The sequence below is a fragment of the Streptomyces sp. NBC_00102 genome (assembly GCF_026343115.1).
Taxonomy (GTDB): domain Bacteria; phylum Actinomycetota; class Actinomycetes; order Streptomycetales; family Streptomycetaceae; genus Streptomyces.
Genome location: NZ_JAPEMC010000001.1, coordinates 1,403,487 through 1,416,125, shown reverse-complemented (window position 1 = coordinate 1,416,125; position 12,639 = coordinate 1,403,487). Strand labels below are relative to the sequence as shown.

Below are 12,639 nucleotides of genomic sequence, written 5' to 3'. Positions count from 1 at the left end.
GTGAAGCGCGTCACACCCGCGGGTCCCTCCCGCCCCCCGCGCCCCCGGCCGTACGCCACCGGGTCCGCGGCGGCGTGCCCGGCCTCCCGCGCCCGGCGCTCCGCCGGCGGCGTCGTATACGTCCACGCCACCTGGGCATTTCGTGTGGATCATGCCGGGCTCGCGTGCCCGGGGGCCGCACCTCGCGGCGTCGTCGTCGGTCGCCGACCCGGCCCGGTCCACACGACAGGCCCAGGGGCGTGGGCTCCCGGCCCGCACACTGGTACCCATGACGATCTCCGCGACCCCCCTGCGCATCGGCCTGCTCGGTACCGGACCGTGGGCCCGCAAGACGCACGCCCCCGCCCTCGCCGCCCACCCCGGCGCCGAACTGAGCGGAGTGTGGGGCCGCCGCCCCGAAGCGGCGGCCGACCTGGCCGGCGCCCACCACGTCCCGGCCTTCTCCGGCGACGACGGCCTGGACGCGCTGTTCGCCGCCAGCGACGCCGTCGCCGTCGCGCTGCCGCCGGACGTGCAAGCCCCGATCGCGGCCCGGGCGGCCGCCGCCGGCTGCCACCTCCTGCTGGACAAGCCGGTCGCCACCACGGCCGCCGGAGCCCACGAGGTCGCCGAGGCCGCCGCCCGGGCCGGCGTCGCCTCCGTCGTCTTCTGCACCCTGCGCTTCGCCCCCGAGACGGCCGCCTGGATCGCCGAACAGGCCGCGCTGGAAGGCTGGTTCACCGCACGGGCCCAGTGGCTCGGCGCGCTCTGGGCGCCCGGCTCCACCAGCGAGTACGGCGCCTCCCCGTGGCGCCGCGACAAGGGCGGCCTCTGGGACGTCGGCCCGCACGCCCTCTCCGTACTCCTTCCGGTACTCGGCGACGTCACGGAACTGACCGCCGTCCGGGGCCCGTCCGACACCGTGCACCTGGTGCTCCGCCACACCTCCGGTGCCTCCAGCACCGCGGTCCTCGGCCTCTCCGCCCCGCTCGCTGCCGCCGGCACCGACATCGAACTCCGCGGCGAACACGGCGTCACCACCCTGCCCCGCTGGGGCGGCGCCCTGAACGCCTTCGCCGGAGCCGTCGACGCGCTGGCGCAGGCCGTACGCACCGGCGAACCGCACCCCTGCGACGTACGGTTCGGGACGCGCCTGACCGAACTGCTGGCCCAGGCGGAAGCGCAGCTCGGACCGGCCGGCCCGGCGGTGCACGCCGGATCGTGACCCGCGGATCGTGACGGGCGTACGGCGCGCGCCGCCCCGAACCGGCCGGCGGCGTACAACCGTCCGGGGCCCGGACGTGTCTCTCAGGCATCAACCGCGTGTGGTCGGGCCGCGAGGGACGCGCTCCGTGCGCACCCCTTCGGAGGGACGGTGGGTTCCGTGGGCAGTACGCGAGCAATGGGGCTGATCGCCGCACTGGCGGCGGCGGCCTGGATGTCGGCGGGACCGGCCGTCGCGGACGGTGGGAGCGACGGGCCGGCCGGGTCGGCAGCGCGGGCGGCGGGCACCCCGCTGCTGCAGTTCGCCAAGCCCTCGCCCGTCACCGGGGTGAAACCGGGGGACACCGTGCCGCTGGAGATCACGGTGAAGAACGCCGGCGACGGACCGGCCGAACGAGTGACGCTCTACATCGGTGGATCGACCGGCACCGCGTTCGCGGAGAAGTACTCGAACTGCGTGCAGGAGGAGATCCCCGCGCAGGACGAGGGCCCGGCGCAGGTGCAAGCGACCTGCGACATCGAACAGGTTCTGGAACCGGGAGTCGTCTACGCACCCGAGGAACCGGTCGCCCTCACCCTGCAGCCGCGCGCTCTGTACGAGTGGTACACCCTGGTCGTCCATGCCGACTCGCCGGTGTTCCACACCGGTCCGCGCGACGGCGTCGGCGAGGAACTGCGGTTCGTCCCGCAGGAGACCCCGCCCGCCGGGGCCGAGTACCTCGACGCGCTCCCCTTCACCCACGTCACGGCCGACAGCACCGCCGACTTCTCCCTCACCGGGGCCGAGGTCACGGGCGAGAAGGGCGACACCGTCAAAGCGACGGTGACCTTCGCCAACAACGGCCCCGCCTGGGTCGACAACGACACGGAAACGCCCATCGGTGTCTTCGACGTCGGCGTGCCGCCCGGCACCACGGTCACCCACGCACCCGACGTCTGCCACCCGGTCGGCCCGGACGGGGAGGAGGTCCCGGCAGCGGGCGCCACGACGTACCGGTGCACCACCGTGAACGCCTATGCCGAAGAGAACGAAACGCTGGCCCTGGAGTTCACGCTGCGCATCGACAAGGTCGTCCCGGACGCCACGGGCGAGATCGCCTTCGTCCCGGGCGAGAACCGGGCGGGCACCCTGTCCTTCGACCACGAGCCGGGCAACAACACCGCGAAGATCGTGGTCAATCCGTCCGAGGACGGGGCGGCGGACGGCGGCGCGGGCAGTACGGGCGGCACCGGCTCCACGACCTCCGGCGGAGCCATCACCGGCACCACGGCCGGGACGACGGCCGGCGGTGCCGTCGGCGGGTCTATCTCCGGCGGCGGCACGGCCCCCGAACTGGCGGCGACCGGCGGGGCCGGCCCCGGGTACCTCGCTGCCGGAGCCGGTCTGGCGGCTGCCGGCGGCCTCGCGCTCGCGCTGGCGCACCGGTCCTGGTGGCCCCGCCGCCGGAGGCTCGCGGGTCCGGGCGGCCCGGCGGAGCGCTGACGGGGACGGCGGAACACCACCGGGGCGGGGCTGGGGGCCGCGGAAGTCAGCGGCGCCCCAGCGCGTCCCGTACCGCGTCCTCCGTACGCGCCACCACGGCGGTGCCGTCCTCGGCGGTGATGATCGGCCGCTGGATCAGCGCCGGTTGTGCAGAGAGCGCCGCGATCCAGCGGTCGCGCTCCGCCGTCTCCCGGGGCCACGAGTCGATCTCCAACTCCTTCGCGACGGCCTCCCCGGTCCGGGTGATGTCCCACGGCTCCAGCCCGAGCCGGTCCAGCGCCGCCCTGATCTCGTCCGGCGTCGGCACGTCCTCCAGATACCTGCGCACGGTGTACGACGCCCCCTCGGCATCCAGCAGTGAGACGGCGCTCCGGCACTTCGAGCACTGCGGATTGATCCAGATCTCCATGGGGTCGAGGATACGGCCGAGGAGGGTGCGGCGGACGGCCGAAATCCCCTCTGGCCAGGGGCGATTGTCAGTGCGAGGCGGTAAAATAAAAGCAGTTCGTGAGGGTTCCACCACCGCGCCAGGAGGTTGCCGATGGCCGTCGCCGCAGTCACGATCAAGCCGCTCGACCCGACGCTCCACGCCCCGTTCCTACCGATGCAGCCGGTCGCCGCGCCCCACCCCAAGAAGAGGCTCCCGGCGGGCCGCCCCCGTGAGTGGTACGTCGCCCACAACCGCCGGCTGAAGGCCATGCGCCTGACGATCGCCCTGCTCGACTCCGGCGTCTACCAGCCCTCCAGCGCCAGCAACCGCCGCATACGCCGCGCCGCCGAGCGCCTCGGCATCCACCGGCCGTCCGACCTCACCTGCCGCATGGTCCGCACGCTGATCCGCTACGGCCGCTGAGCCGTCCCCACGGGCCACCCACGAGCCCCCGCCCCCGGTCCTGCCGGGGCGGGGGCTCGCTCGCGCCCCGTTGTCGGTGGCGGCTGCCAGACTTCCGCCATGTCACTCACCGCCCTGACCTTCGACCACTGGTGCACCCTGGACGGGGCCACCGCGCGCAGTCGCGCCGAGGAAGCCGCCCGGCAGGTGGGCGGCACCCTGGCGGAGTGGGAGAGCGACCCGGCGCTGGGCCGGGTCCCGCACCGCGCGGTGATCGAACGGGACGGGCAGGGGTTCGCCCTGATACCCGGGGGCGAGGTGCGTGTCGGATTCGACCTGGCCGCGTGGAGCCCGACCGCCGAACAGCTCCGCTCCTACCGCGAGGAGAGCATCGCGGGCGGCTTCGGCTTCGACGCCGACCTCTTCGTCCACCTCGCCGGGGTCCTGACACCCCGCCGCACGGTCACCGTGCCCACCCTCCTCATGGCGGTGGAGGCCGAGGCGCTCTCCGACGTACCTGCCGAGGTCGCCTCCGTACTCGCCGCCCGCGGCCTGCGCCCGCCCACCCCCGACGAGTGGGAGCACGCCGCCGGAGCCGGCGCGGAGACCCTGTTCCGCTGGGGCGACACGTACCCGGCCGACAGCTCCCCGTACGGAGAGGGGGCCGGCCCGCACCATCTGCCCAACGCCTTCGGCCTGCGCTTCGGATACGGCGTGTACGAGGCGGAGGTGACCAGCGACCCCGGCCACGTTTACGGCGGCGACGGCGGCGAGGCCGCGTGCGGCGGCTACGGCACCTTCCTCACCTGGCTGCCCATGGCGACCGCCAACCACAACCCCGGACTCGCCGAATTCCTGCGGGAACCCGACGACGAGGACAGTGACGACGACTTCTTCGTCCGGCCGGTCGTCGAACTGCGCTGACCGGCCCGTACCTCTCCCCTGTGCACCCGTGGCCGGTCCACGTCCCGATCAAGACGCCCCCACGTCCGACGCGGGCGCCGCGCCGTGAGCCCGCCCGCACGCGGCCCGTTCGGCCGCCGCCGGTTCGCGCCCACGACCGCACGCCGGTGTGGTGGAAGCACACGCGTACCGATCCCCACGAACCGGCGGCACGGGCGCCCCTCCACGCGAGACAGGGAGACTCCGCATGTCCGTACGCGCCTCCATACCGGGTCGCCGGCGCTGTGCCGCAGCCCTCGCCGCGACGGTGATCTGCTCGGCTGTGTTCACGGGATCCGACCCCGCGCTGGCCGGCGGGCCGCCACCACCTCGGGTGGCCGTCCCGCAGCTGGACTGGAGACCCTGCTCGCCCGGCAGCACCTTCGACTGCGCCACCGCCGAGGTACCGCTGGACTACGCCGCCCCCGGCCGCCGCACGATCGATCTGGCGCTCGTCCGGCACAAGGCGACCGGCCCGGGGAAGCGCATCGGCTCACTGCTCTTCAACCCCGGCGGCCCGGGTGGGCCGGGAACGGTGCAGATGCCGCAGAACTACGAAGCCTTCCCCGAAGAAGTGCGGGAGCGGTTCGACATCGTCAGCTGGGATCCTCGCGGAATCGGCCACAGCACCGCGGTGAACTGCTTCGGCACTCCCGAGGAGGCCGCCGCCTGGGCGGCCCGCAAACCGGCCGGGTTCCCGGTGGGCGAACAGCAGCGGGCGGCCTGGAACGCCGCGTTCAAGGACCTGTACCAGCGCTGTCTGAAGCGGGACCCGGAACTCCTGCGCCACGTGTCGACGGCCGACAGCGCGCACGACCTCGACCTGCTCCGCCAGGCCGTGGGAGACCGGCAGCTGACCTACCTGGGAATCTCCTACGGCACGATCCTCGGCGCCACCTACGCCAACCTCTACCCCGGTCATGTGCGCGCCATGACCCTCGACAGCAACATCGACCCGCGGGCCTGGACGAACCACGCCATGGGCGACGCCCGGCTGCCGACCTTCCTGCGCATGGGCTCCGACACCACCGCGGCTTCCACCCTGGAGCAGTTCCTCACCCGGTGCGGGTCCACCGGCACGGACCACTGCGCCTTCTCGGCCGGCAGCCCGCAGGCGACCCGGTCCAAGTTCGACCAGCTCATGCGGCGGCTCCGCGAGCAGCCCGTGGGCGCCTGGACCTACGCCGCCACGGTCAGTGACACGGTGTCCGGCCTCTACACCCTCCACCCCGGATGGACGGAGCTCGCCGGCCGGCTGCAGGACCTGTGGCAGGGCCGCGTCCCCGCACAGCCCGCGCCCCTGCCCGCACCGCCGGTGCCGTATCCGTACCTGGGCGACGAACAGGCGGGCGCCGTGCTCTGCGGCGACAGCCCCAACCCGCGTGACACCGCCGTCTACCCCGCCCTCGAGGAGGCCGGCGCCGCTCGTACGGGTGACCCCGGGCGCCACTGGACCTGGGCCGCGGAGCCGTGTGCCACCTGGCTGACCCGGGCGGAGAACCGGTACACGGGCCCGTGGAACAAGCCCACGGCGCACCCCGTACTGGTGGTCGGCACCGTCTTCGACCCCTCCACGCCCTACACGAACGCGCAGGCCATGGCCGAGGAACTGGCCGACGCCCGGCTCCTCACCAACACCGGCTACGGCCACACCGCGCTGATCAACACCAGCGGCTGCGTCAACGCCCATGAGAGCCGCTACTTCATCGACGGCACCCTTCCCCCGCCCGGCACGACCTGCCGTCAGGACACACCGCCCTTCGCCACCCCCATGCCCCACGGCGGAGTCGCCGCAGGCGGCGGCGCGATGTCGGGCGTCGTCTCCCGGCGCCTCCGGTAACCCCCTGAGGGCTGTCCCGCAATCCCTGGTGGGTGCGCGACGACAGCTACGGCACCTCGCCGCGTTGTCGGAACGTCCCCATACATCCAGTACGCGGACGCTCCTCCGCCTTGCGATGCACCGCATCCGACGCCGCGCACTGATCCACCACGGATTACGGGACAGCCCTGAGGACTTGCCGGAGAACAACCTGTGGGTCGGCACCACGCTGATCTGCGATCCCACGTCGCAAAACCCATAGGTTATTTCTCGGCGAGCCCTCAGCCCGGGTAAACCCCGGAAACGCAGACGAACGAGGGCCGCCACCCCGGTCAGGGGCAGCGGCCCTCGTTCGTGCCACTGATGTCACGTCGACGAATCGACGGTTCGGCGCGTACCCGGTACGCAGGGCCGATCTAGAGGTCGAAGTACAGCTCGAACTCGTGCGGGTGCGGGCGCAGCTGGATCGGGGCGATCTCGTGGGTGCGCTTGTAGTCGATCCACGTCTCGATCAGGTCGGGGGTGAAGACACCGCCGGCCTGGAGGTACTCGTTGTCCTGCTCCAGCGCCTCGAGGACGGCCGGCAGCGAGGTCGGGACCTGCTGGACGTTGGCGTGCTCCTCGGGAGCCAGCTCGTACAGGTCCTTGTCGATCGGCTCGGCCGGCTCGATCTTGTTCTTCACGCCGTCGAGGCCGGCCATCAGGAGTGCCGCGAACGCGAGGTACGGGTTCGAGGACGGGTCCGGGGCGCGGAACTCGACGCGCTTGGCCTTCGGGTTCGAGCCGGTGATCGGGATGCGCATCGCGGCGGAGCGGTTGCGCTGCGAGTACACCATGTTGACCGGGGCCTCGAAGCCGGGGACCAGGCGGTGGTACGAGTTCACCGTCGGGTTGGTGAAGGCCAGCAGCGACGGGGCGTGCTTGAGGATGCCGCCGATGTAGTAGCGGGCCATGTCCGACAGGCCGGCGTAACCCTGCTCGTCGTAGAAGAGCGGCGAGCCGTTCTGCCACAGCGACTGGTGCACGTGCATGCCCGAGCCGTTGTCGCCGAAGATCGGCTTCGGCATGAAGGTCGCGGTCTTGCCGTTGCGCCAGGCGACGTTCTTCACGATGTACTTGAAGAGCATCAGGTCGTCGGCCGCGGCGAGCAGCGTGTTGAACTTGTAGTTGATCTCGGCCTGGCCGGCGGTGCCGACCTCGTGGTGCTGGCGCTCGACCTGGAGACCGTTCTTGTCCAGCTCCAGGGAGATCTCGGCACGCAGGTCGGCGAAGTGGTCCACCGGCGGCGTCGGGAAGTAGCCGCCCTTGTAACGGACCTTGTACCCGCGGTTGTTCTCGACCGCACCGGTGTTCCAGGCGCCTGCCTCGGAGTCGATGTGGTAGAAGCTCTCGTTCGCCGACGTCTGGAAGCGGACGTTGTCGAAGACGTAGAACTCGGCCTCGGGGCCGAAGTACGCGGTGTCGGCGAAGCCGGTGGAGGCGAGGTACGCCTCGGCCTTCTTGGCCACGTTCCGCGGGTCACGGCTGTACTGCTCGCCGGTGATCGGGTCGTGGATGAAGAAGTTGATGTTGACCGTCTTGTCGCGGCGGAAGGGGTCCACCCGGGCGGTCGACAGGTCGGCGCGCAGCGCCATGTCGGACTCGTGGATGGCCTGGAAGCCGCGGATCGACGAACCGTCGAAGGCGAGTTCCTCGGCCGGGTCGAAGCTCGCTGCCGGGATGGTGAAGTGCTGCATCACACCGGGCAGGTCGCAGAAGCGGACGTCGATGAACTTCACGTCGTTGTCCGCGACGTACTTCTGCACTTCGTCGGCGTTCTGGAACATCCAACTCCTCCTACTCCCGGCCCGGAGGGGCTGGGGTTGTAGCTCGTGTGTGTCGCCAGTGCGGTGGCGCACGTTGAGGGCGACCTTAGGCAGACGGGATTTCCCAAGCATGACCCATTTGTTTCGCCCAAGTTAACCGGGCGCGCGGTGGGGGGACACCCCGACGCGTCACAACGCCTCATCCCGTGCCCCGGGCGGCAGCGGGCAAACCTGGCCGCAGTACCGTTGTCGGGTGGACAACAGGCAAGCAATCGGATCGTGGCTGTCCGGCCCCCAGGCCGCCGCCGAGGAGATGGGCGTCGACTTCGGCTACCGGGGCAAGCGCCTCGGGCTGCCCGAGGAGGGTCCGGGGGCCGTCGCCCCGCTCGGCCGCCGCTTCGGCGCGATCTTCATCGACTGGGCGCTCTGCTACTTGATCGCATACGGGCTCATCGCAGGCGGTGACCAACAGGCCGCAGGCAACTGGGCGTTGCTCGTCTTCCTGGTCCTGAGCTTCCTCACCGTGGGCACCCTCGGCTTCACCCCCGGCAAGCGCCTGCTGCGCCTGCGCCTCGTCTCCGACGACGGCGGCCGGCTCGGTCCGGTGCGCGTCCTCGTGCGGACCGTGCTGCTGCTCCTGGTGATCCCGGCCGTCATCTGGGACCGTGACGGGCGCGGACTGCACGACCGGCTCTCCCGGTCCGTCCAGGTCCGCCTCTGACCCGTCCGGAGGGGGTCTACGGCCCTCCCGGAACCCCGCCGGGCCGCGCCGGACATGTCCGGTCCTGTCCGGCGCCCCCGGCGGGTCCGGAGAGGGGGCGGAGAACACCTGAAGGTGTTCCGCCATCCGGACAACCGCATCCGTACCGTGACCCGTTCCGTTCACCATGTGGACCGGAGTGCCCGGACGGCGGCCCGCCACGGCCCCTCCCGCGGCGCCTTCGGATCCCGCGGAGAGGCCGCGCGTCCCACACCCCGGCCCGAGCCCATGGCAGCCCGCCCGCTCCCGCGCCCCCTGGCAGCCCGCCCGCTCCCCCGCACCCCGCCCACGCGAAAGAGGGGCGGCCCCGACCTTCCCGGTCCGGGCCGCCCCTCCGGTGTGAGCGGATGAGCGTGTGACGCATGACAGCTGACGTGCGGGCGCGGAACCGGCGGGGGGGTGCCGTGCGCCGCGCCCGCGCGGCGAGAGAAGGGGAGCGAAGGGTCCCGAGAGGTACAGGTACCGGTCAGCGCATCTTTCCGCCGCGCGGCATCCGCATCCCCTTGGGCATGGGGCCCTTCGGGAGCGGCATGTTGCTCATCAGGTCTCCCATCGCGCGCAGCCGGTCGTTGGCCGCCGTGACCTGCGGACCGCTGAGGATGCGCGGGTACTTCAGCATCTTGGTGCGCACCTTCTTCAGCGGCACCTGGCCCTCGCCGTCGCCCACGATGATGTCGTGCACGGGGACGTCGACGACGATGCGCGCCATCCGCTTCTTCTCGGCCGCCAGCAGGCTCTTCACCCGGTTCGGGTTGCCCTCGGCCACCAGCACGATGCCGGCCTTGCCGACCGCGCGGTGGACGACGTCCTGGCTGCGGTTCATCGCGACCGCCGGAGTGGTGGTCCAGCCGCGTCCGACCCGGTCCAGCACCGCTGCCGCGGCACCGGGCTGGCCCGCCATCTGACCGAAGGCCGCGGCCTCCGCGCGCCGCCCGAAGACGATCATCATCGTGAGGGCGGCCAGTACGAAGCCCAGGATGCCCAGGTAGACCGGGTGACCGATCACGAAGCCGATCGCGAGGAGCACGCCGAAGATCACGATGCCCAGTCCCGCGAGCACGAGACCGATCTTCGGGTCCGACCGCCGGGTCATCTTGTAGGTCAGGGCGATCTGCTTGAGCCGCCCCGCGTTCTCGGCGCTGTCCGCGCCTTCAGTGTTTGCCTTCCTCGCCATGTACAGAAGTTTACGTGGCCGAGGAACGGTGCTCCGCAACGGCCTCCAGTACGTGCTGGGCCTCGACCCGGTCCTTGGCGCGGCGGCGGTCCTCCAGGACCGCGGCCCAGGCGTTGCGGCGGGCGGTGCGCTGGCCGCCGCTCAGCAGCAGCGACTCGACGGCGCGGAGGGCGTGGGTGACGGTCGGAAGGGTGTGGGCACGTACCGGCGCGGCCTGCATCGTGGTGTTCCCTCTCGGGGCGGTCCGCGCACGGCGCGGAACGGGTGCGGGAAACGGAGGGCGACAGCGGTTCGGCCACCGAGGCCCGTGGAACCGGGGTCGCTGCTCCTGGGCGGTGTCCGCCGGACACCGCCTTGCCGGACCAGGATCACTGCTCCGGGACCAGGGTCACCCCTTGGTGTTACCAGGGCATGACCGGTCGGTCAAACACCAATGAAACCTTGATACCGGCCGTGCGCACGCCGGAGCGGCCCATACGCGTCCCCCACCTGCGGGGAGCGTACGGGCCGCCTCGTGCGGGCGATTACCGCCCGGTAATTCCCTGTGCTCGGATTCACACGGCCGCGGTGGTCGCGGCCGTCGCGGAGGCGGCCGCGCCGCGGGCCTCCATCGCCTGCTGGAAGAGACGTCCGGCGCGGTACGAGGAGCGCACCAGCGGCCCCGACATCACGCCGGAGTACCCGATCGCGTCGGCCTCGTCCTTCAGCTCCACGAACTCCTGCGGCTTCACCCAGCGCTCGACGGGGTGGTGGCGCACGGAGGGCCGCAGGTACTGCGTGATCGTGATCAGCTCGCAGCCGGCGTCGTGCAGGTCCTGGAGCGCCTCGCTGACCTCCTCGCGGGTCTCGCCCATGCCGAGGATCAGGTTCGACTTGGTCACCAGACCGGCCTCGCGGGCCCGCGTGATGACCTCCAGGGAACGCTCGTACCGGAAGCCCGGGCGGATGCGCTTGAAGATCCGGGGGACCGTCTCGACGTTGTGCGCCAGCACCTCGGGGCGCGAGGAGAAGACCTCGGCCAGCTGCGCGGGCTCGGCGTTGAAGTCGGGGATCAGCAGCTCGACCTTGGTGCGGCCGGCCTCGCGTCCGTCGGTCAGCGCGTGGATCTGGCGGACGGTCTCCGCGTACAGCCACGCACCGCCGTCCTCCAGGTCGTCGCGGGCGACGCCGGTGATCGTGGCGTAGTTCAGGTCCATCGTGACGACGGACTCGCCGACCCGGCGGGGCTCGTCGCGGTCCAGCGCCTGCGGCTTGCCCGTGTCGATCTGGCAGAAGTCACAACGCCGGGTGCACTGGTCACCGCCGATGAGGAAGGTCGCCTCGCGGTCCTCCCAGCACTCGAAGATGTTGGGACAGCCCGCCTCCTGGCAGACCGTGTGCAGCCCCTCGCTCTTGACGAGCTTCTGCAACTGGTTGTACTCGGGGCCCATCTTCGCCCGGGTTTTGATCCACTCGGGCTTGCGCTCGATGGGGGTCTGGCTGTTCCGGACCTCCAGGCGCAGCATCTTGCGCCCGTCGGGTGCGACAGCGGACACTCCGGCACTCCCCTTTGCTTTCACTGCATTGGATTCTTCGGCGAACACCAGGGTACGCCCGCCATTCGCACGGCCTTACGTCCGGCCAACCTGTGGCCCACGGGGACTATTCCTCGTACGGCCCATCTCTTCGCGCCGAGCGCGGGCCCATGGCGGCCGGGAGCAGCCGCCCGAGGCCCGCCCGGCACCCCGCGGCCGGCGGCCGGTCAGGCGGTCACGGGGGCGGTCACGGGCGCGGCGGCCGGGGCGGCGGCCACCTCGCGGGGGGCGAGCTCTGCGTTCTCCAGGACGTCGCGCAGGTGCTTCTCCACGACCGGGAGCACCTCCGCGATTCCGAGGTCCTGCCCCAGCTCGTACGCGAGCGAGGTGACGCCCGCGTCGCGGATGCCGCACGGCACGATCCGGTCGAAGAAGGTGTTGTCGGGGTTCACGTTCAGCGAGAAGCCGTGCATCGTGACGCCCTTGGCGACCCGGATGCCGATGGCGGCCAGCTTGCGGTCCTCGCGGCGCTGCCCGGCGTTCGAGGGGGCGTACTCGGGGCCGTTGAGCCGCGGGTCGAACTCGTCGTCCGTCAGCCGGGGGTCGAAGTCCAGCGACAGGCCGCCGAGCGACGGACGCTCCTCGACCGGATCGCCCAGCACCCAGACCCCGCTGCGGCCCTCGACCCGGCTGGTCGCGACGCCGAACTCGGCGGCGACGCGGATCAGCGCCTCCTCCAGCCGGCGCACGTGGGCGACGACGTCGACCGGGCGCGGCAGCTTCTGGATCGGGTAGCCGACGAGCTGCCCCGGGCCGTGCCAGGTGATCTTTCCGCCGCGGTCCACGTCGACGACCGGGGTGCCGTCGAGGGGCCGCTCGCTGTCGGTGGTGCGCCGGCCCGCCGTGTAGACGGACTGGTGCTCCAGCAGCAGGCAGGTGTCGGGGACCGTGTCCTCGAACCGTGCGGCGTGCAGCTCGCGCTGCTGCTGCCAGGCTTCCTGGTACTCGACGGCTTCCGCGCCGAACCCCAGCCGGACAAAACGCAGCTCGCTCACGGCGATGCCTCCCTACTCGTGGTGACGACAGCCCGAGGGATGCCTGCCGACC

General features: G+C 71.9%; 12 protein-coding genes. 6 read left to right on the top strand and 6 right to left on the bottom strand.

Features of this window, described 5'->3' with window-relative positions; genetic code table 11:
- Positions 1–268 precede the first annotated feature (268 nt).
- Both OHA55_RS06290 and OHA55_RS06285 read left to right on the top strand, forming a co-directional pair.
- Complete coding sequence (locus OHA55_RS06290) at positions 269–1,204, top strand: Gfo/Idh/MocA family protein (protein ID WP_266703572.1); 936 nt, start codon at positions 269–271, stop codon at positions 1,202–1,204.
- Between the two features lie 159 nt (positions 1,205–1,363).
- Positions 1,364–2,686: a hypothetical protein gene (locus OHA55_RS06285; RefSeq protein ID WP_266703570.1), complete on the top strand. Its 1,323-nt coding sequence runs from the start codon at positions 1,364–1,366 to the stop codon at positions 2,684–2,686.
- Between the two features lie 46 nt (positions 2,687–2,732).
- Here OHA55_RS06285 and OHA55_RS06280 read toward each other — a convergent pair whose 3' ends face one another.
- The gene (locus OHA55_RS06280) at positions 2,733–3,095 is read right to left on the bottom strand and encodes an ArsC/Spx/MgsR family protein (RefSeq protein ID WP_266703568.1); all 363 of its coding nucleotides are present in this window, start codon (positions 3,093–3,095) and stop codon (positions 2,733–2,735) included.
- Between the two features lie 132 nt (positions 3,096–3,227).
- Between OHA55_RS06280 and OHA55_RS06275 the strand changes: the two genes are divergently transcribed.
- From OHA55_RS06275 to OHA55_RS06265, 3 genes are all read left to right on the top strand, one after another.
- Complete coding sequence (locus OHA55_RS06275; protein ID WP_266703566.1) at positions 3,228–3,539, top strand: hypothetical protein; 312 nt, start codon at positions 3,228–3,230, stop codon at positions 3,537–3,539.
- 99 nt (positions 3,540–3,638) lie between these two features.
- On the top strand, positions 3,639–4,442 hold the full coding sequence (locus OHA55_RS06270; protein ID WP_266703564.1) for a hypothetical protein: 804 nt from the start codon (positions 3,639–3,641) through the stop codon (positions 4,440–4,442).
- Positions 4,443–4,668: 226 nt separating this feature from the next.
- On the top strand, positions 4,669–6,300 hold the full coding sequence (locus OHA55_RS06265) for an alpha/beta hydrolase (protein ID WP_266703562.1): 1,632 nt from the start codon (positions 4,669–4,671) through the stop codon (positions 6,298–6,300).
- A gap of 395 nt (positions 6,301–6,695) precedes the next feature.
- On the opposite strand, the gene glnA is transcribed toward OHA55_RS06265, so the two are convergent.
- Complete coding sequence (glnA, locus tag OHA55_RS06260) at positions 6,696–8,105, bottom strand: type I glutamate--ammonia ligase (RefSeq protein ID WP_266703560.1); 1,410 nt, start codon at positions 8,103–8,105, stop codon at positions 6,696–6,698.
- A 232-nt stretch (positions 8,106–8,337) separates the two neighbouring features.
- Here glnA and OHA55_RS06255 point away from each other — a divergent pair, with 232 nt between their 5' ends.
- Positions 8,338–8,805 carry an RDD family protein gene (locus tag OHA55_RS06255; RefSeq protein ID WP_266703558.1) on the top strand — a complete coding sequence of 156 codons (468 nt, stop codon included), beginning with the start codon at positions 8,338–8,340 and terminating at the stop codon, positions 8,803–8,805.
- A gap of 505 nt (positions 8,806–9,310) precedes the next feature.
- On the opposite strand, the gene OHA55_RS06250 is transcribed toward OHA55_RS06255, so the two are convergent.
- The 4 genes from OHA55_RS06250 to lipB form a co-directional block, all read right to left on the bottom strand.
- A complete protein-coding gene (locus OHA55_RS06250) occupies positions 9,311–10,018 on the bottom strand; it encodes a DUF4191 domain-containing protein (protein WP_266703556.1) in 708 nt (235 codons plus the stop codon).
- A gap of 10 nt (positions 10,019–10,028) precedes the next feature.
- On the bottom strand, positions 10,029–10,238 hold the full coding sequence (locus OHA55_RS06245) for a hypothetical protein (protein ID WP_266703554.1): 210 nt from the start codon (positions 10,236–10,238) through the stop codon (positions 10,029–10,031).
- A gap of 334 nt (positions 10,239–10,572) precedes the next feature.
- Entirely contained in the window at positions 10,573–11,553 is a 981-nt protein-coding gene (gene lipA / locus OHA55_RS06240) for a lipoyl synthase (RefSeq protein WP_266703552.1), read from the bottom strand.
- 206 nt (positions 11,554–11,759) lie between these two features.
- Entirely contained in the window at positions 11,760–12,587 is an 828-nt protein-coding gene (lipB, locus tag OHA55_RS06235) for a lipoyl(octanoyl) transferase LipB (RefSeq protein WP_266703550.1), read from the bottom strand.
- Between the last annotated feature and the right edge of the window lie 52 nt (positions 12,588–12,639).